Source organism: Streptomyces sp. NPDC056296, from assembly GCF_042268605.1.
Taxonomy (GTDB): domain Bacteria; phylum Actinomycetota; class Actinomycetes; order Streptomycetales; family Streptomycetaceae; genus Streptomyces.
Genome location: NZ_JBHJRX010000029.1, coordinates 38,920 through 59,414, shown reverse-complemented (window position 1 = coordinate 59,414; position 20,495 = coordinate 38,920). Strand labels below are relative to the sequence as shown.

Here is a 20,495-nt window from a genome sequence, read left to right as displayed (position 1 = left end):
CCCCCTCAGCCGACCTTGATCTCGTTGTAGACCGGGACGCTGAACGGGTTGAGCTTCACGTTGGACAGCCGGTCCGAGTAGCCCGCGCTGCCGTTCTGGTACCAGAGCGGGATGGCCCCCATCTCGTCCCTCAGCACCTCCTCGGCCTGCTGGAAGAGGCCGATCGCCTTGGTGGTGTCCGTCTCGGCGTTGGCCCGGTCGACGAGGTCGTCGAACCTCTCGTTGGACCACTTGCCGTCGTTGGAGGAGGCGTTGGTGTAGTAGAGCGGCTGGAGGAAGTTCTGGATGAGCGGGTAGTCCATCTGCCAGCCGGCGCGGAAGGGACCGCTCATCTTCCGGTCGGTGATCTGGTTGCGGAAGTCGGCGAAGGTGCCGACCGGGTTGCCCGCGCAGGCGCGGTCGTTGTCCAGGGCGTTGTTGATGGAGTTGCAGACCGCGTCGACCCACTGCCCGTGGGAGCCGGTGTCGGCGTTGTACGTGATCCTGACCTGGCCGCCGGGCAGTCCGCCGCCCTCGCTGATCAGCTTCTTGGCCTCGTCGGGCTTGTACTCGCAGGCCTCACCGCACAGACCGGCCTTGTAACCGCCGTCCTCGCCGAGGACGGGTGAGGTCCAGTCGGTGGCCGGGGTGCGGGTCTGCTGGAAGATCGTGTCCGTGATCTGCTTGCGGTCGATCGCCATGGACAGGCCCTTGCGGACCTTCTCGGAGCCGGGCTTGCTCCAGTCGTTGTCGTAGAACGGGAAGGCGAGGGTCTGGATGATGCCGGCCGGGGTGTTGATGTACCGGTCGCCGAGGTCGTTCTTCACGTTCTTGAGCTGGGCGGCGGGGACGTCGTCGACGAGGTCGAGGTTGCCGGCCATCAGGTCGGTGTAGGCGGTGTTGTTGTCGGTGTAGACCTTCAGGTCGACGCCGCCGTTCTGCGCCTTGTCCGGCCCCGGGTACCCCTCCCACTTCCGCAGCGACATCTGGGAGCCGCGGGCGTAGTTGTCCACCATGTACGGGCCGTTGCCGACCGGCTTCTCCAGCCAGGCGTCGTGGTCGTCGAAGAAGGCGCGGGGCAGCGGCGCGAAGGCCGGGTAGCCGAGGGTGTCGGGGAAGGTCGAGAACTTCTGGCTCAGCTTGACGGTGAAGGTGCGGGGCCCGGTCACCTTCAGCCCGGAGAGCGTGTCGGCGCTCTGTTCGCCGCTCTCCGGGTGCGTCTTGTCGTAGCCCTCGATGTACGCGAAGAAGTAGGCGTTGCGCTGGTTGTTCTTCAGGCTCGCGCCGTAGTTCCAGGCGTCCACGAAGGACTGGGCGGTGACCTTCTCGCCGTTGCTGAAGGTCCAGCCGTCCTTGACGGTGATCGTGAAGTTCTGCGAGTCGGAGGTCTCGATCTTCTCGGCGAGCATGTTCTGCGCCTCGCCGGTCTCGGGGTCGTACTTCTTCAGGCCCCGGAAGATCATGTCGAGGACCTTGCCGCCCTGCACCTCGTTGGTGTTGGCCGGCTCCAGCGGGTTCTGCGGGTCACCCCAGGAGGAGCTGAGGACCGCGCTCGTGTCTCCGCCGCTGCCGCCCCCGCCTCCGCAGGCGGTCGCCGCGAGGGCCACCGCCGCCGCGCATGCGGCCCATTTGGTGTGCCTGGCTCCGCGCATGGAGTGCCTCCTCGTGCCCTGACTCGTCCGACTCGTCCGACTCGTCCGCTGACTCGTCCGCTGATCCATTACCGGCCAGCATCAGGGCAAAAGGTGCACATCGCACACGCATACCTCCCTTTGGAGGAACCCAACATCCCGCCGACGGCACCTGACGGAAGCTGACGGGGCGTCGGGGCGGACCCCCGTAACCCGCCACAAAGGATCTTGAACCTCGACGCAACGGATCTTCACGATCCGATGCCGAACCGTTGGATTACGAACCCGCGGTGTACACATTTCGACGACTCCGCGTCCGCATAACGAACGCCTTGCCTGATTGGTCCAGTTGGCCCGATGTAAGGCACGGATCGATCACGGCCCGCTACACGCGTAACTACGGTTCACCCAAGAGAAGGTAAAGAAGGTAAAGAGAAAGCCAAGCCGAGCGAGATTTTATTGACCTTGAACGAATTGCGTTGAAAAAGTCCGGCGTAGCCCGTAGGGGGACGCCCTGCGGAGTCATCAGACCCTCCCTTGGGCCAGGAGCACCATGACCCCCCCAACTCCATCAGCGGCTGCCCCGCTCGAGGTGACCGACGAGAGCGTCGTCAAGTCGCCCACGCCCACCACCCCTCAGGGCAGCGAGAGCCGTTCACCGGGCCGACTGGCCTGGAAGCGCTTCAAGCGCGACCGCACGGGCGTCATATCGGCGTGCATCGTGATCTTCTTCTTCGTGATCGCGCTCGCCGCACCGCTCATAGCCAAGCTGTACGGCAAGGACCCGTACACCACGTACGCGAGCCAGCGCCCCGAACTGCTCGACGCCTTCTCGTACCCGGCCGGCCCCAACGGCGGCATGAGCAGCGAGTTCTGGTTCGGCATCGAGCCCCAGCTCGGCCGGGACGTGTTCACCTTCCTGCTGTACGGCATTCGCACGTCGCTGGGCATCGCGGTGGCCGCCACCCTGCTCACCGCGATCGTCGGCGTCGTCGTGGGCATCACGGCGGGCTACCTCGGCGGCAGGACCGACTACTTCGTCAGCCGGGTCATCGACATCCTGCTCTCGTTCCCGTCCACGCTCTTCTTCATCGCCTTCATGCCGGTCGTCTACGGCCTGTTCGTCGCGAGCGACGAGAACATCCCGACCTCGCTGCGCGCCATCTCGCTCATCCTGGTGCTCTCGGCCTTCGGCTGGGCCTCACTCGCCCGACTGCTGCGCGGTCAGGTGCTCGGCCTGCGCGAGCGGGAGTTCGTCGAGGCGGCCAAGGTCACGGGTGCGTCGCCGTTCCGGATCGTCTTCAAGGAACTGCTGCCCAACCTTTGGACGCCGATCATCATCCAGTCCACGCTGATGCTCCCGGCGTTCGTCACGGCCGAGGCCGGCCTGGCCTTCCTCGGCGTCGGCATCATCGACCCGACCCCGGACTGGGGCGTCATGATCCAGCGCGGCGCCCAGTTCTACACCGAGGACCTCACCTTCATGCTCTTCCCGGGCGTGTCGATGGTGATCTTCGTGCTCGCCTTCAACCTCCTCGGTGACTCGGTGCGCGACGCCCTCGACCCGAAGTCCAAGCGCTGACCCTCCCGTTCCATCCCGGCTCGTCCAACGCCGTCCGGCCGGCCGTCCCGTCCCGTTTGTCCCTCTCTGGCAGGTGCCTCATGTCTTTCTCCCGTAGAAACTTCCTCATCGCCACCGGTGTGGTCGCGGCCTCGTCCTCGGTGCTGACCGCCTGCGGCGGCGGGGACGGCGGCTCTTCCGCCAAGCACGACGGTCCCAAGGTCAGCGACAGCGAGACCATCGAGATCGCGGTCGGTTCCAAGGCCGACTCGGTGGGCCCGGCCCCCGAGGTCAAGGGCGCGGTCAAGGGCGGGACGATCTACTCGCTGGACCAGTTCGACATGGACCACATGGACCCGGCGCAGATCTACGTCTCGACCGAGGCCGCCATCACCGTGCCGATCATGCGCGGTCTGACCGGCTACAAGATCGACGACAAGGGCGTCACCACCCTGGTCGGCGACGCCGCCACCGACGCCGGCACCATGAAGGACGGCGGCAAGACCTGGTCCTTCACCCTGAAGGACGGCCTGAAGTGGGAGGACGGCTCGGACGTCACCGCCGAGGACGTCCAGCACACCTTCGAGCGCGTCTTCGCCCCGTTCATCACCGAGGGCCCGATCTTCGTCCAGAGCTGGCTCGAGGGCGGCGACAAGTACAAGGGCCCCTACGAGGGCAAGCACCTCGACTCCATCGAGGTCGACGGCAAGACCATCACCTTCCGCCTGACGGAACCGCGCAGCGACTTCAACTTCACGGTGGCCATGCGCGGTTACTCGCTGGTGCCGAAGAAGCTGGACACCAAGGAGAAGTACGACAAGAAGCCGGTCTCCTGCGGTCCGTACAAGATCAAAAACCGCAGCGTCGGCAAGTCGATGACCTTCGTGCGCAACGAGCACTGGGACGCGAAGACGGACCCGATCCGCAACGCCTACCCGGACTCCTTCCACTTCCAGTTCGGCTTCGAGCTGGTCGCCTCCACCGACCGCTACATCGCGGACAAGGGCAACACCCAGTACACGATGTCGATCTTCAACGAGATCGCCCCCGAGCGCATCGCACAGGTACTCACCAACGCCGAGTACAAGAAGCGGGTCCTCACCCGGGTCGACACGGTCACCTACTACTGGCCGATCAACACCACCCGCATCACGGACGTCAAGGTCCGCCAGGCGATCAACTGGGCGTGGCCGCACCAGCAGCTCCAGACGATCAGCGGCGGTGCCTACAGCACCGAGATCGCCACCACCATCCTCAGCCCGGTCACCCCCGGCTACCAGAAGTTCGACCTCTACGGCACGACGAAGAAGCCCGGCGGTGACCCGGCCAAGGCCAAGGCGATGCTGAAGGAGGCCGGCAAGCTCGGCCAGAAGCTCGTCATCGCCTACCAGCAGTCGGACACGCAGGTGAAGGTCGCCGTCGCGGTCAAGAACGCCCTGGAGGCGGCCGGCTTCGAGGTCGTCAACAAGCAGGTCGACAAGTCGACCTTCTACACCCAGATCGGCAAGATCGACAACGAGTACGACCTGTTCGGCGCCGGCTGGAGCCCCGACTGGCCGAACGGTTACTCGGTCTTCTACCCCTGCTGGCACGGCGACAACATCGGCAACGGCCGCAACAACTACGCCCAGCTGAACGACACCGGCGTGAACAAGGCGATCGACGCCGCCGCGAAGATCACCGACCCGGACGAGGCCAACAAGGCCTGGGGCGCGATCGACCGCCAGATCATGGAGCTGGCCCCGGTCGTCCCGGACTACCACAAGATCCGCAACTGGATGTACGGATCCAAGGTCGGCAACGTCGTCTACGACGGCGGCAACAACTGCATCGCGCTCTGCAAGCTCTACGCCAAGAAGTAAGCGCGCACGATCCCCGGGGGGCGGTCACCATCCGCGCGACCGCCCCCTGGGGCCAACCCCCCTCCATGCCCCCGGCGACGGCGCCCCGTCCGGAAAGTCACGCCCCATGCTCCGCTTCCTAGTCCGCCGAGTCATCGGCGCGATGGTCATCCTGCTGATCATCAGCGCTGTCACCTTCTGGCTCTTCTACGCGATCCCGCGTGACCCCGCGATGATGTCCTGCGGCAAGAACTGCACCGAAGCGAACCTGGAGCAGATCCGGCAGAATCTGGGCATCGACGAGTCGATCGTCATGCAGTTCTGGCACTGGCTCGTGGGTGTCTTCGCCGGACGCGACTACGGCGGGTACGGCTACTGCGACGCGCCCTGCCTCGGCTACTCGTTCGCCAACAACGAGCCCGTCTTCGGCACGATCATGGACCGGCTGCCGCTGACCCTCTCGCTCGCCTTCGGCTCGGCGGTCTTCTTCCTGATCATCGGTGTCGGCGCGGGCATGCTCGCCGCGCTCAAGCAGGGCAAGTTCCTGGACAAGTTCGCCAGCTCGGTGTCGCTGCTCGGCTCCTCGCTCCAGATCTACTTCGTCGGCTACGTCGCGATGTTCTTCCTGGTAGCGCAGCTCGGCATCCTCAGCCAGCCCTCGTACACCCCGCTCACGGAGAACCCGGCCGCCTGGGTATCCGGTCTGCTGCTTCCCTGGCTCGTGCTGTCGATCATCTTCACCGCCAACTACACCCGTATGACGCGCTCCCAGATGGTGGAGCAGCTCAGCGAGGACTACGTCCGCACTGCACGGGCCAAGGGCCTGTCCCAGTCGAACGTCTTCTTCCGGTTCGCCTGGCGCGGCGCGATGGGCCCGATCGTCACCCTTTTCGGCATCGACCTCGGCACCCTGATCGGCGGCGCCATCATCACCGAGTCGGTGTTCTCCCTCCAGGGTGTCGGCAGGCTCGCGGTGCAGGCCGTGAACCAGAGCGACCTGCCCATGCAGCTCGGCGTCACCGTGCTGGCGGCCGGCGCGATCGTGTTCTTCAACATCATCGTCGACGCGGTCTACGCCCTCATCGACCCGCGGATCCGGCTCGCCTGACCTCCGCTCGCTGCCCCCTACCCCCCGCATCACCTCCTGGAGCGTCCCCGTGACGAGCACCGAACAGCAGCCCTTCCTCTCCGTCAGGGACCTGAAGGTCCACTTCTCCACCGAGGACGGCATCGTCAAGGCCGTCGACGGGCTCTCCTTCGACCTCGCCAAGGGCAGGACGCTCGGCATCGTGGGCGAATCGGGCTCGGGCAAGTCGGTCACCAACCTGACGATCCTGGGCCTGCACGACCGGGACCGCACCGCGATCGACGGCGAGATCGTCCTCGACGACAAGGACCTGCTCACCGCCACCGAGCGGGAGCTGGAGCGGCTGCGCGGCAACAAGATGGCGATGATCTTCCAGGACGCGCTGGCCTCGCTGTCGCCGTACCACACCATCGGCAAGCAGATCAGCGAGACGTACCGCAAGCACACCGGCGCCTCCAAGAAGGAGGCCCGGGACCGGGCGATCGAGATGCTGCGCCGGGTGGGCATCCCGCAGCCGGACGTCCGGGTGGACGATTACCCGCACCAGTTCTCCGGCGGTATGCGCCAGCGCGCGATGATCGCCATGGCACTGGTCTGCGACCCCGAGCTGCTCATCGCGGACGAGCCGACCACGGCCCTCGACGTGACGGTCCAGGCGCAGATCATGGACCTGCTCAAGGACCTCCAGCAGGAGTTCGGCACGGCCATCGTCTTCATCACCCACGACCTCGGCGTCATCGCGGACATCGCGGACGACGTGCTGGTGATGTACGGCGGCCGGTGCGTGGAGCGCGGCACCAAGCAGGAAGTGCTGCGCGACCCGCAGCACCCGTACACGCTGGGCCTGATGAGCTCCATGCCCAGCCTGGACGGACCGGTCGACGTGCCGCTGGAGCCGATCCCGGGCTCGCCGCCCTCGCTGCTCAACCCGCCCACCGGCTGCCGGTTCCACCCGCGGTGCGCCTTCGTCGAGAAGGTCCCCGGTGGGCTGTGCTCCTCGGAGCAGCCGTTGCTGCAGGTGGAGAAGGGCCGGGGCTCCGCCTGCCACCTGCCCCCCGAGCAGCGCCCGGAGCTGTTCGCCGACTTCGCCGGTTCCCGGCTCAACTGACGTAAAAGAGACAGGACTTCACCATCATGAGCAACGCGGAAACGCTCCTGGACGTCAGCGGCCTGACCAAGCACTTCCCGATCAAGGGCGGCTTCCCGATCTCTCGTACGGTCGGAGCCGTGCGGGCGGTGGACGGCCTGGACTTCCAGGTGCGCGAGGGCGAGAGCCTGGGCCTGGTCGGCGAGTCCGGGTGCGGCAAGTCGACGACCGGCCGGCTGATCACCCGCCTGCTGGAGCCCACGGGCGGCAAGGTCGTGTACCGGGGTCAGGACATCACGCACGCCAGTCGCAGGGGCCTCGCGCCGATCCGGTCCGAGATCCAGATGATCTTCCAGGACCCGTACGCGTCCCTGAACCCCCGGCAGACGGTCGGCAAGATCATCGCCGGTCCGATGGAGATCAACGACATCAACCCGGCCGGCGGGCGGGAGAACCGGGTGCGTGAGCTGCTGGAGATCGTGGGTCTCAACCCCGAGCACTTCAACCGCTTCCCGCACGAGTTCTCCGGCGGTCAGCGTCAGCGCATCGGGGTCGCCCGCGCCCTGGCCCTGGAGCCGAAGCTGATCGTGGCCGACGAGCCGGTCTCCGCGCTGGACGTATCCATTCAGGCCCAGGTGGTGAACCTGCTCCAGAAGGTGCAGAGGGAACTGGGCATCGCCTTCGTCTTCATCGCGCACGACCTGGCCGTCGTACGGCACTTCTCGCAGCGCGTGGCGGTCATGTACCTCGGTAAGATCATGGAGATCGCCGACCGCGACGATCTGTACAACAACCCGCGGCACCCTTACACGCGCGCCCTGCTCTCCGCCGTGCCCGAGGCGACGGTGGAGGACACGCCCCGCGAGCGCATCCGGCTCGTCGGCGACGTGCCCTCGCCGATCAACCCGCCCTCGGGCTGCCGCTTCCGCACCCGGTGCTGGAAGGCGACGGACAAGTGCGCGTCCGAGGCTCCGCCGCTGGTGCAGGTGGAGGGCAACAAGGCCGGGCACCTGACCGCGTGCCACTACCCCGAGACGGATGACGTACCCTCGCCCCGTCTCACCAAGAGCCCCCAGGCGGCTGCCTGACAACACCCCTTTTCTGTCGGCACCGCCTGCGGAACGGACTTCTACGGCCCATTGACCCGAGCCCGGAACGTCCGCTCCAGGGAAACCGAGGGCCCGCGCCTCCCCAGGCGCGGGCCCTCGGTCTGTTCGCGGCGGGGTCGGGTCAGTCCTTGTCCGGCTCCTCCAGCGCGGCCAGCGCCGGGTCGAGGACGATGTCCGCCTCGCGGGCCGCGATCGTCGGCTCCTCCGGGAAGTGGCAGGCCGTCAGGTGACCGTCGCGGTTGCCGTCGATCCGGACCAGTGGAGGCACCTCGCTCGCGCACTTGTCCTGCGCCTTCCAGCACCGGGTGCGGAAGCGGCAGCCGGAGGGCGGGTTGATCGGGGACGGCACGTCGCCGGCCAGGCGGATGCGTTCGCGCCGGTCGCTCTCGCCGTCCGCCAGGTTCACCTCGGGAACGGCGGAGAGCAGGGCGTGCGTGTAGGGGTGACGGGGGCGGGTGTAGATGGAGTCCCGGTCGCCGACCTCGATCACCTTGCCGAGGTACATGACCGCGACGCGCTGCGAGAAGTGCCGTACGACGGCCAGGTCGTGGGCGATGAACAGGAACGCGATGCCCAGTTCCTTCTGCACCTTCTGGAGCAGGTTCACCACCTGGGCCTGGATGGACACGTCGAGCGCGGAGACCGGCTCGTCGGCCACGATCAGCTTCGGCTCCAGGGCCAACGCGCGTGCCACGCCGATGCGCTGGCGCTGGCCGCCGGAGAACTCGTGCGGGAAGCGGTTGAAGTGCTCGGGGTTGAGACCCACGATCTCCAGCAGCTCACGCACCCGGTTCTCCCGGCCGCCCGGCGGGTTGATGCCGTTGATCTCCATCGGACCGGCGATGATCTTGCCGACCGTCTGCCGGGGGTTCAGTGAGGAGTACGGGTCCTGGAAGATCATCTGGATCTCGGACCGGATCGGCGCGAGACCCCTGCGACTGGCGTGGGAGATGTCCCGGCCCCGGTACGTGATCTTGCCCGCGGTCGGCTCCAGCAGGCGGGTGATCAGCCGGCCCGTGGTCGACTTGCCGCAGCCCGACTCCCCCACCAGGCCGAAGCTCTCGCCGGAGTGCACGGTCAGGTCGATGCCGTCGACGGCCTGGACCTGACCGACGGTCCGCCGGATGGGGAAGCCGCCCTTGACCGGGAAGTGCTTGGTCAGGCCCTCCGCCACCAGCAGCGGCTCCCCTGATCCGCCGGCCGCGGCCTCGCGCGGGGCGGGGAGGACGAGGTCTTCTTTCATGACTCCTCTTTCATGCGGCAGGTCCTCCTTGTGGGCGTTCCGGCTGTTGGCCGGTCGCGCCCTACCCCAGTCGGGGCTTGATCTCTTCGATGAAGATGGTCCGCTTCTGCTCCGCCGTCAGATGGCACGCGGAGGACCGGTCCGAGCCCAGCAGCGGCCGCTCGGTGACGCAGCGGTTGCCGCCGACCCGGTCCTGGAAGGTGCAGCGGGGGTGGAAGCGGCAGCCGGACGGCGGGGTGAGCAGCGACGGCGGGGTGCCGGGGATCGGCGCGAGCGCGGCGCTCAGGTCGGAGTCCAGGCGGGGCATCGAGTTCAGCAGGCCCCAGGTGTAGGGGTGCCGGGGCGCCCTGAGCACCTCGTCGGTGCTGCCCCGCTCCACCGCGCTGCCCGCGTACATCACCATGATGTCGTCGGCGACGTCGGCGATGACGCCGAGGTCGTGCGTGATGAAGACGATCGCCGAGCCGAACTCCTGCTGGAGGTCCTTGAGCAGGTCCAGGATCTGCGCCTGCACCGTCACGTCCAGCGCGGTCGTCGGCTCGTCGGCGATCAGCAGGTCGGGGTCGCAGACCAGCGCCATGGCGATCATCGCGCGCTGGCGCATACCGCCGGAGAACTGGTGCGGATAGTCCTTGGCCCGCTGGGCCGGGTTGGGGATGCCGACCTTGCCCAGCATCTCCACCGCCCGGTTCCAGGCCTCCTGCTTGGAGGAGCCGGTGTGCTTGCGGTACGGCTCGGCGATCTGCCGGCCCACCGTGTAGTACGGGGACATGGCCGTCAGCGGATCCTGGAAGATCATGGCGATCCGGTTGCCGCGCAGCTGTTCCAGTTCCCGCTCGGTGGCGGTGACGAGTTCCTTGCCGTCGAAGACGATCTCGCCGTCGATCGTCGTGGTCCGCGGGTTGTGCAGGCCCAGGATCGTCAGGTTGGTGACGGACTTGCCGGAGCCGGACTCGCCCACGATGCCCAGGGTCCGGCCCCGCTCCACGTCGAAGGAGAGACCGTCGACCGCCTTGACGACACCGTCCTCCGTGGCGAACCGCACGCTCAGATCGCGGACCGACAGGAAGCCCTCGGGCCCGGTGGGGGGCGGCGCGCCCTCGGTCTTGGTCAGTGTGGTCACGGGGGTGCCCTCTTCCTAGGAAAGCCGGACGCGCGGGTCGATCCAGGCGTACGCGATGTCGACGAGGATGTTCAGCATGAGGATCATGAAGGCCCCGACCAGCATGACGCCCATGGTCAGCGGCAGGTCCTTGTTGACCGCGCCGTCCACGGCGAGCCGGCCGATGCCCTGGAGGGAGAAGGTCAGCTCGGTGACGACGGCGCCGCCGAGCAGGCTGCTGAGGTCGATGCCGAGGATGGTGACGATGGGGATGAGCGAGCCGCGCCAGGCGTAGCGGAAGAAGACGTACTTCTGCGACATGCCCTTGGCGCGGGCGGTGCGCACATGGTCCTCCGCCAGCTGCTCGATCAGCGAGGAGCGCGACATACGGGTGTACTGGGCGGTGAAGATGGTGGCCATCACGACCATCGGAATGGACAGGCCGATGAGCCAGCCGAACGGGTCCTCGCTGATGGGGACGTACTTGGGATCCTCCATCCAGCCCGTGCTGTAGACGAAGATCGCCAGGGCGATCGGGCCGAGGAAGTAGATCTGGAAGGAGCTGAGCACCATGGAGGCGCCGGTGGCCACCTTGTCCACGTGCGAGCCGCGCCGGAAGGCGGCGAGCATGCCCGTGCCGAGGCCGACGATCAGGAAGACGAGCGCGGCGCCGACGGTCAGCGACAGGGTCAGCGGGAAGCGGTCCTTGATGATGGTCCAGACGAGTTCGCCCGAGTAGAAGGACTGCCCGAGACACGGAGCGGGGCAGTGGCCGTCGGGGAAGTCGCGTCCGGCGACGATGCCGGACATGAAGTCCCAGAACTGCTGGGCGATCGGCAGGTTGAGGCCGAGGGCCTCGCGGATGTCCTCCAGTCTGGCGGGGGAGCAGTCCTTGCCGCAGGCCAGGGAGGCGTAGTCGGACGGGGCGGCGACGAAGAGGAAGAACGTCGCGGCACCGATCAGGAACAGGGTGACGACGGCACCGACCGCACGTCGGATGATGAACTGAAGCATGGCGGGATGGCTGCTCTCTGCGGAGGTGGTCGGGAAGTTTCACGGAACCCTGGGGGTGCGCTCCGCCTGGTGCGCACCCCCGCAGTCAGCCGTAGAGAGTTACGACTTGAGGAACAGGTTGTTCACGTCGATGTAGCTGGACTCGGTGCTGTAGCGCGCGCCGCCGATGTTCGAGCCGTAGAGCTGGAACTGCTTCGTGTACCACAGCGGAGCGGACGGGTTGATCTGCTCCAGGATGTAGCGGTGCGCTTCCTTCCAGGTCGCCGCGGCCTCGGTCGGCTCCTGGGTGAGCGCCTTCTTGATCAGCTCCTGGACCTTGGGGTCGTCGATGTGCGAGTAGTTCGGCGCACCGTCGGCGACCTGGTCACCGTCGTAGATCGGCGTGACGACCGTGCCCGGGGACGGCCAGTCCTGGCCCCAACCCGTGATGTACATGTCGTACGGGTTCTTCAGCTTGCCGACCTGCTCGTAGAAGCTCGCCGCGTCGACCTCCTTGGAGACGACCTCCAGACCGACCTTGCTCAGCGCGTCCTCGATGGCGACCTTGCGCTTCTGGCCCTGCTCGCTGTTGCGGTAGGCGAAGACGAGCTTCTTCTCGGCGGCCGGGACGCCCGCGAGGAGTTCCTTGGCCTTCTCGATGTTGCCGGACGGCGTCTTCAGCCGGCCGTAGGGGTCGTAGTCGGCCTCGTAGCCCGGCAGGGTCGGGGCGAACAGGTTGGGCGCGACGTCGCCGCCGTAGGCGCCGCCCTCGCCGGCGATGAGCGACTTGGAGTTGACCGCGTAGGTGATGGCGTCGCGGACCTTCTTGTTCTTCACCCGGTCCAGGTTGAACGTCAGCGTCATCACGTAGGGCTGGTAGCCCTTGATCGTGCGCTTGTTGATGGCCGGGTCGCTGATGACGTCCTGGATCTGGGTGGCCTCGACGCCGCCGGTGAGCTGGATGGCGTTCTTGGCGTCGCCCTGGTCGGCGATCAGGCGCTTGGTCTGGGTCGACTCCGTGACGCCGAAGTCGAAGTCGTAGCCGTCCAGGTACTGGTGGCGCACCGCGTCGGTCTTCGGGTCCCAGTTCTCGTTCTTGACGAGCTTGAGGGACTTGCCGACCTTGTATTCGGCGATCTTGTACGGGCCGGAGGCGACGGGGGCCTTGTCGTACTTCTCCTTGGTGTCGGTCTCCTCGGGCACGACCGTGTAGCCCGGCATGGCCAGCGTCTGCGGCAGGTCGGGGCGCGGGGTGTCGAAGTGGAAGACGACGGTCTTGTCGTCCGGGGTCTCCAGGACCGAGTCCGGCAGGTGCTTGTCGCCGTAGCCGCCGTCGGGCAGGGCCTTGCGGTAGTCGGCGCCACTCAGCCAGGTCTGGAGGTAGGTCGGACCGTCGAAGATGAACTTGGCGTACTGGCGCTCGACGGTGTGCCGTATGTCGGCCGAGGTGATCGGGTTGCCGTTCTGGTCCTTGACGCCGTCCTTCAGCGTGAACGTCCAGGTCTTGCCGCCGTCCGAGGACTTGCCGGAGTCGGTGGCGAGGTCGCCGACGACGGAGACGCCGCCCTTGCCGTCCTCCTGGAAGTTGGTCAGGCCGCGGAAGAGCAGGTTGGCGACCTGGCCGGCGTCGGAGACGTAGATCTGCCCCGGGTCCAGGTGGGACAGGCCCTGCTCCTGGTAGACGTTGATGGTGCCGCCGGGCTTGGCGCCGGGGACCTCCTTGGCCGGCCCGGTGGAGGCGGCGGCGTCGGCGTAGGTGACCGCCTTCGACTGGACCTCGGCCTCCTTCTGGTCCTTCTTCGAGTCCTTGCCGGAGTCGCCGCCGCCCTTGTTCTCCGAGCATCCGGTGAGGACCAGCGAGCCTGCCGCGAGCGCGACCATGACGGCGCGCGCAGTGCGCGAGTTGAACGACTTCATGTGGTGATGCACCTGCCTGTCGGGTTTGTTATCCACTGAGCACTGCTGTGCACTGCCTGACGCGGCCCGCGGGCCGGCGCAGGGGCGGCAGTCCCCCCACCGATGGACCCCTCCTACCGTCCTGACTTGGGGTCGAGGGCGTCCCGCACGGAGTCTCCGAGGAGGTTGAAACACAGGACGAAGATGACCAGCGCCACGCCCGGGAAGAACATGAACGCCGGGTCCTGCTCGGCGACCTTGGCACCGGTGGCGAACATGCGCCCCCAGTCGGGGGTCGGCTCGACGAAGCCGACTCCGGCGAAGGACAGGAACGCGATGCTGAGGATCGTGCTGGGGAGCAGGTACGTGAACTGGATGAGGATCGGCGAGACCACGTTCGGCAGGATCTCCTTGCGGATGATCCGCCAGGGAGAGGCGCCGGCGATCTTGGCGGCCTCGACGAACTCCCGCTCCCGCAGGGACAGCACGGTCGACCGCACCAGGCGGGACATGCCCATCCAGCCCAGCAGCCACAGCACGATCAGGATGGCCAGCGCCCGGAAGTAGGTGGGCGTCTCGTCCCGCGGGTCGACGAAGAACGAGGTCACCACCGGCATGAAGGCGATGAAGAAGAGCTGCTGCGGGAAGGAGAGGAAGAAGTCGGTGAACCGGCCGAGGAAGTAGTCGGTCCGCCCGCCGAAGTAACCGCCGACCAGGCCGATGAGGACACCGGTCAGCATCAGCAGCGTGGTCACGCCCAGCGCCATGTACAGCGAGGTGCGCATGCCGTAGAGGAGCATGGTGAAGACGTCGCGGCCGAACTGCGGCTCGACGCCGAACCAGTGGTCCCCGGAGACGCCGCCGAAGTAGCCGAGCGGCAGCCCGAACTCGTCGAGGACTGGGCTGTCGGTCGTGTACTCGGGGTCCTGGCCGTACAGGGTGTACGGGTTCTTGCCGTAGAGCTTGGCGATCACCGGTGCCAGTGCGGAGATCAGGAAGTAGCCGAGCACGATCCAGGCGCAGACGACACCGGTCCGGTCGCGCTTGAAGCGCAGCCACATCAACTGCCCGGGAGACCGTCCCTCGAGACTGCTGGTCTCGCTCTTCCGGGCCGGCTCCGGTGCGCCGTCGACGGCGGCCGGCGTTCCGCCGCCCTCAAGGTCGATTGGACTTGTCACAGTTCGCCCATTTCACAGGTGTGGGTGTGCCGAACCGACGACCGGCGCAGGGTGTGCGCGATCGCGGAACGGATCATGAAGAAGCGTCGAGTGGTCCCGTGGTATGCGGGAAACCCGCAGCCGGACGCGCGTAGCCGGATGCCCGGACGTCAGCGACCGGCCCGCTCCCTAGAGTCGATCGCCGTCCGACGGGGCGAAGTTGGGGGCGACGGACCGTGTGACCCACCTGGTGTTCGTGACACCGCGCATGGGGCTCCTCCTCATGACTCCACGTGTTCACCGACAGGAGGGGGCGCACATCTGCCTTCCGACACCCCTGACGGAAGGTCAGACACCCCCTGGTGCTCGTGAGTCGGCGCTGTCCCCACAGCGCGTGACCCATTGACCCGAGCGCTACGCGGCTAACTATCTGCCATGACCAGAAGGACCGACCACCGTCTTTAAATCTCAATTCAGTCACAGCTGACAGGGAGATCTTCCAAAATCTGGACAAACTGTTCGGGACGAGAAGGCCGCGAAACGGACGTGTTACCTGGCTATCGGGCGTCGATCTCCGTGTTTCGGACACCGAGGGCCGCCGGAAGGGTGCCAGAAGGGTGCTGGGGCCACGGAAAACCGGTTGAAAAAAGCCCGGGTGCCCCCATGATGGGGGCACCCGGGCTCCGCTGGGTGCTGCCGGCTGTGCGCCGGCGGCGGGTGGATCAGTTGTGCTTGGCGCGGCTCGCGGCGCGGGCGCGCTCGCGGGCGTCCAGGTTCACCTTGCGGATGCGAACGGCCTCCGGGGTCACCTCGACGCACTCGTCGTCGCGGCAGAACTCCAGCGACTGCTCCAGCGAGAGCTTGCGCGGCGGGACGATCGCCTCGAACGAGTCGGCCGAGGACGACCGCATGTTGGTGAGCTTCTTCTCCTTGGTGATGTTGACGTCCATGTCGTCGGCGCGGGAGTTCTCGCCGACGATCATGCCCTCGTACACCTCGGTGCCGGGCTCCGTGAAGAGCACGCCGCGCTCCTGGAGGTTCGTCATCGCGAACGCGGTGACGGCACCGGAGCGGTCGGCGACCAGCGAGCCGTTGTTACGGGTCGTGAGGGTGCCGAACCAGGGCTCGTGGCCCTCGTGGATGGAGTGGGCGATGCCGGTGCCGCGGGTCTGGGTCAGGAACTCCGTGCGGAAGCCGATCAGGCCGCGGGAGGGGACCACGAACTCCATGCGGACCCAGCCGGAGCCGTGGTTGGACATGTTGTCCATCCTGCCCTTGCGCACGCCCATGAGCTGCGTGACCGCACCCATGTGCTCCTCGGGCACGTCGATCGTCATGCGCTCGACGGGCTCGTACGTCTTGCCCTCGACGTCCTTGGTGACCACCTGCGGCTTGCCGATGGTCAGCTCGAAGCCCTCACGGCGCATCTGCTCGACCAGGATGGCCAGCGCCAGCTCACCGCGGCCCTGCACCTCCCAGGCGTCCGGGCGCTCGGTGTCCAGGACGCGGAGCGAGACGTTGCCGATCAGCTCGCGGTCCAGGCGGTCCTTGACCTGGCGGGCGGTGACCTTGCGGTCCTTGACGGCCGCCTTGTTGTCCGCACCCTTGCCGGTGGCGCCGCGGCCGACCAGCGGCGAGGTGTTGGTGCCGATGGTCATGGAGATCGCGGGCTCGTCCACCGTGATCAGCGGCAGCGGAACCGGGTTCTCCTGGTCGGCCAGGGTCTCGCCGATCATGATGTCCGGGATACCGGCGACCGCGCAGATGTCACCGGGGCCGGCCTTCTCGGCCGGCTTGCGGGTGAGCGCCTCGGTCATCATCAGCTCGGAGATCCGCACGTTCTGCACGGACCCGTCGCGCTTCATCCAGGCGACCGTCTGGCCCTTCTTCAGCTCGCCCTGATGGACGCGCAGCAGGGCGATACGGCCGAGGAAGTTGTCCGCGTCCAGGTTGGTCACGTGCGCCTGGAGCGGGGCGGCCTCGTCGTAGACCGGGGCCGGGATGTGGTCCAGGATCGTCGAGAAGAACGGCTCCAGGCTGGTGGAGTCGGACGGGACCGTGCCGTCGTCGGGCTTGGTGAGGGAGGCGACGCCGTCCCGGCCACACGCGTAGACGATCGGGAACTCGATCTGCTCCTCGTCGGCGTCCAGGTCGAGGAAGAGGTCGTACGTCTCGTTGACGACCTCGTCGATCCGGGCGTCCGGGCGGTCCGTCTTGTTGATGCAGAGGATGATCGGCAGCCGCTGGCTGAGCGCCTTGCGCAGCACGAAGCGGGTCTGCGGCAGCGGGCCCTCGGAGGCGTCCACGAGCAGGACGACGCCGTCCACCATCGACAGACCGCGCTCGACCTCGCCGCCGAAGTCGGCGTGGCCGGGGGTGTCGATGATGTTGATGGTGATGACGTCGCTGCCATCCTTCGGGTGGTACTTCACCGCCGTGTTCTTGGCGAGGATCGTGATGCCCTTCTCACGCTCCAGGTCGTTCGAGTCCATCATGCGGTCGTCGACGCCTTCGAGCTGGTGCGCGGCGAAGGCGCCGGCCTGCTTCAGCATGCCGTCGACGATGGTGGTCTTGCCGTGGTCGACGTGGGCGACGATGGCGACGTTGCGGATGTCGTGGCGCGTGGCCATATGAGGCGTACTCCCGGAGGGTGTGAGGACGGCCCTCGCGTACGTCCGTGTCACGCGGGCCTGCCGGGCGATACATGCCACGGCCTCACCCAATGGTACGGGGCCCCGGGGACTGGGGCTTCCCGGGTGCTGTACACCCGGGCCGGGGCGCCCCGGTCAGGACGTCCCGGACACCTGGTCAGGACGAGGGAGTGGCCGACGGCCGCGAGCCGGGGGCGCCCTTCTTGAGGAAGCCCATGTCCTCGTAGACCGGGGTCTCGAAGCCGAAGGCGCCCGCGTTGGCGAGGTTCTTCCGGGCCGCCACGAGCTGGGGGCGCTGGTAGAGGGGGATGGAGCCGGCCGCCGCCCAGATCCGCGAGTCGGCCTTGCGGAGCAGGTCCCGGGCCTCCTTCTGGTCCAGCGTCGCCATGGCCTGGTCGAAGAGCTGGTCGACCTGGTCGGTGCCGACCCGGGTGTAGTTCTGCGCGACGTTCAGGGAGCCGTCGGCGGCCGGGACGGGCTTGGCGTAGATCGGGCGGGCGTCGGTGGCGGGGAAGGCGGAGGCGGGCCAGGAGTAGAGCGCCAGGTCGTACTCGCCGGAGGCGACGTGGTCCTTGAAGTAGCTCTCGTCCGGGACCTTGGTGATGTCGGTGCCGATGCCGATCTTCTCCAGCATGTCCGAGATGCGGTCGGCGACGGTGCGCAGGGCCTCGGAGCCGGGGCCGGAGGGGAGGACGAAGCGCAGGGTGAGCGCCTTGCCGTCCTTGGCGAGCGGGCCCGTCGCGGAGCCGGCCGGGGCGGCGGTGCCCTTGGGGGCGTAGGCGCCGGGGGCGCCGCCCTGCGCGGTGTTCTTGCCGCTGCTGTGCTCCCTCTTCTCCTTCTCCCCCTTCTCTCCCTTCTCTCCCTTCTCTCCCTTCTCTCCCTTCTCTCCCTTCTCTCCCTTCTCTCCCTTCTCCTTCTCCCCCTTCTCTTCCTTCTCCTTGTCGTCCGTGTTCTTGCCGTCCTCGCCGACGATGTACGTCCCGTCGTCGCCGCCCTCGGACTTCTTCTCGTCCTTGCCGTCCTTGTCCTTCTCACCCTTGGCGCCGGCCGCCTTCTCGCCCTCCTCGGACTCCTTCACGGGCCCGCCGGGCACCCATCCGGCGTCCGCGAGCAGGGCCCTGGCCTCCTTGGCGTTCTGGTCGCCGAGGGCGCCGCTGCCGTCGGCGTAGGCGGCCTGGCCGGACAGGGCGAGGTGGCTGCCCACGGGCTCGGCGGGCAGGTCCAGCGGACCCAGCACCGCCTTGGCCAGCTTCTCGCGGTCCAGGGCGCGGGCCACGGCCCGCCGGACGCGCTCGTCGGCGAGGGGGCCGTCGGCGCCGTTCAGGGCGAGCTGGGTGTAGGCGGGCTCCAGCGACTTGCGGACCTCGAAGCCGCTCAGGGCCTTCCGCCGGCGTTCGAGCTTCGCCCGGGCCTCGCGCCGCTCCTCGCGGGCCAGGATCTCCTCCTCGGCGGCCTCCTCGTCGGAGCCGTTGGCGACCGCCCAGGAGCGCAGTGCCTGGGCGGCGGACCTGCCCTGCGGGCCGGGGAGCGGTGAGCCGCCCGAACCCGCGGCCGGGGTGCCGTCCGGGCCCATGAGCGGGGTGCCGGTGGCGGCGTCCCGGGGGGCGGCGGCCAGGCCGACCTGGTCGGCGGTGTCCGGGTCGATCTCGGCCAGGTCGAGCTTGCCCGCGACCAGCTCGGAGACCCGCTCGTCGCGGGGTACGGCGCGCAGCACGATCCGGTCCAGCTTGGCCGGCTCCCCCCACCAGCGCGGGTTGCCGGTGAGGACGACCTCGTCGTCCTTGGTGTCGACCTCTTTGACGGCGAAGGGACCGGCGGTGACCTTGAGCTTGCGCCGCGCGCCGTCGTTGAAGGCGTCCGGGGTGCCCATGACGTCCTTCGGGTACAGCGGCGTGAACAGCGACTTCCAGTCGGCGTAGGGACGGCTGAAGGTGACCTTGACCTCCAGGTCGCCGGCGCCGCGCTGGATCTTCTCGATGCGGTCGTAGCCGGCGTTGCGGGCGGTCCAGTAGGCGCTGTCCTTGCCGGACAGGGCGCGCCACTGGGCGGCGAAGTCGGCGGCGCCGACCTCCCGGCCGTCGCTCCATACGGCCTGCTGGTTGAGCTTGTAGACGACGACCTGCTTGGGCTCGGTCTCGACGACCTCGGCCGATTCCAGGTAGTCCGGATTGCGCACCGGGCGGCCGGTCTCGTCCATCCGGTACATCGACGGCAGCACGGCCTGCGCGACGCGGGCCGAGGTGGCGTCGGCGTCCGACTGGAAGGTGTTCAGCGTGTCAGGTACGGAGTCCACGGCCCAGCGCAGGGTGCCGCCGTCGGAGACCCGGGCGCGGCTCGCCGAGGCGATGTCCTGCTCGGCGAGCGGTTTGCCCGACGGGTCCTCGGAGCTGCAGCCGGCCAGCGCGGGGACCGCGAGCACGCCCGCGGTGAGGAAGGCGACCGAGCGCGTCACCGCGCGCGGTCCGACGCCGACGTGGGACATCTCTGCTACCTCCGGAAGGCCGCGGGCGTGGTGATCACTTGTGGCGGCATATGCGTTGTACGAGTACGTTGAGTGCGTTATGCGTTATGCGTTATATGCAGTATTGGAGTTGATCATTTGTATCCCGGGCAGGGATGCCGCCACTGAAGAGGAAACGGTTCGGCGACGCTGGGAGACACGGCGACGACGGTGCGTAACGTCACCCGTGCGGCGCAACGCCACCCCTGATGCACCGACACGCCCCGGCCAATCGCTGCATATCCCTTCCCAGCGACAGGTGTGACGCGCGACACTCGCAGGCGCATGAACGTCGCCACCAGGACCGGCCCCGTGCCGTGCCCTACGGAAGTGAGGTCACGTCATGTCCGTGCACGACGACCTGTCATCGATCCAACGCGGTCTCGACGACCTGTCCCGGTCGGTGGCCCGGCTGGAACAGCAGCTGGGCGGCGGCCTCGAGATCCGCCGCGTCCGCACCGACGCCGACCATCTGCGCGAGAGCGTCGCGCTGCTGCGGGCGGCGTCAGCCGCACCGGACGCGCCCAAGCGTCCGGACCTCGTCCCGATCCCCGACACGCCGTACGACGGCTCGCTGTGGACGGACTCGGACGACGAGGGCCTCGGCGCCCGCGACCGCCGCGCCCCCTGAACCCGACCCGACCGACCGGAGTCGCCC

14 protein-coding genes are annotated in these 20,495 nt (G+C 67.8%); 6 read left to right on the top strand and 8 right to left on the bottom strand.

Annotated features, from left to right (window positions below):
• Positions 1-5: 5 nt before the first annotated feature.
• Positions 6-1,631: an ABC transporter substrate-binding protein gene (locus tag ACFCZF_RS21965; RefSeq protein WP_376673079.1), complete on the bottom strand. Its 1,626-nt coding sequence runs from the start codon at positions 1,629-1,631 to the stop codon at positions 6-8.
• 532 nt (positions 1,632-2,163) lie between these two features.
• Between ACFCZF_RS21965 and ACFCZF_RS21960 the strand changes: the two genes are divergently transcribed.
• The 5 genes from ACFCZF_RS21960 (at position 2,164) to ACFCZF_RS21940 (ending at position 8,274) form a co-directional block, all read left to right on the top strand.
• Positions 2,164-3,192: an ABC transporter permease gene (locus tag ACFCZF_RS21960; protein WP_376673078.1), complete on the top strand. Its 1,029-nt coding sequence runs from the start codon at positions 2,164-2,166 to the stop codon at positions 3,190-3,192.
• Between the two features lie 80 nt (positions 3,193-3,272).
• Entirely contained in the window at positions 3,273-5,033 is a 1,761-nt protein-coding gene (locus ACFCZF_RS21955; protein WP_376673077.1) for an ABC transporter substrate-binding protein, read from the top strand.
• 106 nt (positions 5,034-5,139) lie between these two features.
• Positions 5,140-6,120, top strand: coding sequence for an ABC transporter permease (locus ACFCZF_RS21950; protein WP_376673076.1), 981 nt, complete (start codon positions 5,140-5,142; stop codon positions 6,118-6,120).
• A 49-nt stretch (positions 6,121-6,169) separates the two neighbouring features.
• Positions 6,170-7,207, top strand: a complete 1,038-nt coding sequence (locus ACFCZF_RS21945; RefSeq protein WP_376673075.1) for an ABC transporter ATP-binding protein — start codon at positions 6,170-6,172, stop codon at positions 7,205-7,207.
• Between the two features lie 26 nt (positions 7,208-7,233).
• Complete coding sequence (locus ACFCZF_RS21940; RefSeq protein ID WP_376673074.1) at positions 7,234-8,274, top strand: ABC transporter ATP-binding protein; 1,041 nt, start codon at positions 7,234-7,236, stop codon at positions 8,272-8,274.
• A 142-nt stretch (positions 8,275-8,416) separates the two neighbouring features.
• On the opposite strand, the gene ACFCZF_RS21935 is transcribed toward ACFCZF_RS21940, so the two are convergent.
• The 7 genes from ACFCZF_RS21935 to ACFCZF_RS21905 form a co-directional block, all read right to left on the bottom strand.
• Positions 8,417-9,538, bottom strand: coding sequence for an ABC transporter ATP-binding protein (locus tag ACFCZF_RS21935; RefSeq protein WP_376673073.1), 1,122 nt, complete (start codon positions 9,536-9,538; stop codon positions 8,417-8,419).
• 61 nt (positions 9,539-9,599) lie between these two features.
• A complete protein-coding gene (locus ACFCZF_RS21930) occupies positions 9,600-10,661 on the bottom strand; it encodes an ABC transporter ATP-binding protein (protein ID WP_376673072.1) in 1,062 nt (353 codons plus the stop codon).
• Positions 10,662-10,676: 15 nt separating this feature from the next.
• The gene (locus ACFCZF_RS21925; RefSeq protein ID WP_376673071.1) at positions 10,677-11,654 is read right to left on the bottom strand and encodes an ABC transporter permease; all 978 of its coding nucleotides are present in this window, start codon (positions 11,652-11,654) and stop codon (positions 10,677-10,679) included.
• Positions 11,655-11,753: 99 nt separating this feature from the next.
• Positions 11,754-13,550: an ABC transporter substrate-binding protein gene (locus tag ACFCZF_RS21920; protein ID WP_376673070.1), complete on the bottom strand. Its 1,797-nt coding sequence runs from the start codon at positions 13,548-13,550 to the stop codon at positions 11,754-11,756.
• A gap of 113 nt (positions 13,551-13,663) precedes the next feature.
• Complete coding sequence (locus ACFCZF_RS21915) at positions 13,664-14,707, bottom strand: ABC transporter permease (protein WP_375915424.1); 1,044 nt, start codon at positions 14,705-14,707, stop codon at positions 13,664-13,666.
• 701 nt (positions 14,708-15,408) lie between these two features.
• Positions 15,409-17,316, bottom strand: coding sequence for a translational GTPase TypA (typA, locus tag ACFCZF_RS21910; RefSeq protein ID WP_376673069.1), 1,908 nt, complete (start codon positions 17,314-17,316; stop codon positions 15,409-15,411).
• 178 nt (positions 17,317-17,494) lie between these two features.
• Entirely contained in the window at positions 17,495-19,819 is a 2,325-nt protein-coding gene (locus ACFCZF_RS21905) for an ABC transporter family substrate-binding protein (protein WP_376673068.1), read from the bottom strand.
• Positions 19,820-20,180: 361 nt separating this feature from the next.
• Between ACFCZF_RS21905 and ACFCZF_RS21900 the strand changes: the two genes are divergently transcribed.
• Positions 20,181-20,468 (top strand): hypothetical protein, encoded by a 288-nt coding sequence (locus ACFCZF_RS21900; protein ID WP_375921418.1) that lies wholly within the window; start codon positions 20,181-20,183, stop codon positions 20,466-20,468.
• The last annotated feature ends 27 nt before the right edge of the window (positions 20,469-20,495 follow it).

Excerpts from the sequence above, each read along its gene's own strand:
- ACFCZF_RS21965 (WP_376673079.1), bottom strand. The coding sequence starts at position 1,631 with ATGCGCGGAGCCAGGCACACCAAATGGGCCGCATGCGCGGCGGCGGTG.
- ACFCZF_RS21960 (WP_376673078.1), top strand. The coding sequence starts at position 2,164 with ATGACCCCCCCAACTCCATCAGCGGCTGCCCCGCTCGAGGTGACCGAC.
- ACFCZF_RS21955 (WP_376673077.1), top strand. The coding sequence starts at position 3,273 with ATGTCTTTCTCCCGTAGAAACTTCCTCATCGCCACCGGTGTGGTCGCG.
- ACFCZF_RS21950 (WP_376673076.1), top strand. The coding sequence starts at position 5,140 with ATGCTCCGCTTCCTAGTCCGCCGAGTCATCGGCGCGATGGTCATCCTG.
- ACFCZF_RS21940 (WP_376673074.1), top strand. The coding sequence starts at position 7,234 with ATGAGCAACGCGGAAACGCTCCTGGACGTCAGCGGCCTGACCAAGCAC.
- ACFCZF_RS21935 (WP_376673073.1), bottom strand. The coding sequence starts at position 9,538 with ATGAAAGAAGACCTCGTCCTCCCCGCCCCGCGCGAGGCCGCGGCCGGC.
- ACFCZF_RS21925 (WP_376673071.1), bottom strand. The coding sequence starts at position 11,654 with ATGCTTCAGTTCATCATCCGACGTGCGGTCGGTGCCGTCGTCACCCTG.
- ACFCZF_RS21920 (WP_376673070.1), bottom strand. The coding sequence starts at position 13,550 with ATGAAGTCGTTCAACTCGCGCACTGCGCGCGCCGTCATGGTCGCGCTC.
- typA (WP_376673069.1), bottom strand. The coding sequence starts at position 17,316 with ATGGCCACGCGCCACGACATCCGCAACGTCGCCATCGTCGCCCACGTC.
- ACFCZF_RS21905 (WP_376673068.1), bottom strand. The coding sequence starts at position 19,819 with ATGTCCCACGTCGGCGTCGGACCGCGCGCGGTGACGCGCTCGGTCGCC.
- ACFCZF_RS21900 (WP_375921418.1), top strand. The coding sequence starts at position 20,181 with ATGTCCGTGCACGACGACCTGTCATCGATCCAACGCGGTCTCGACGAC.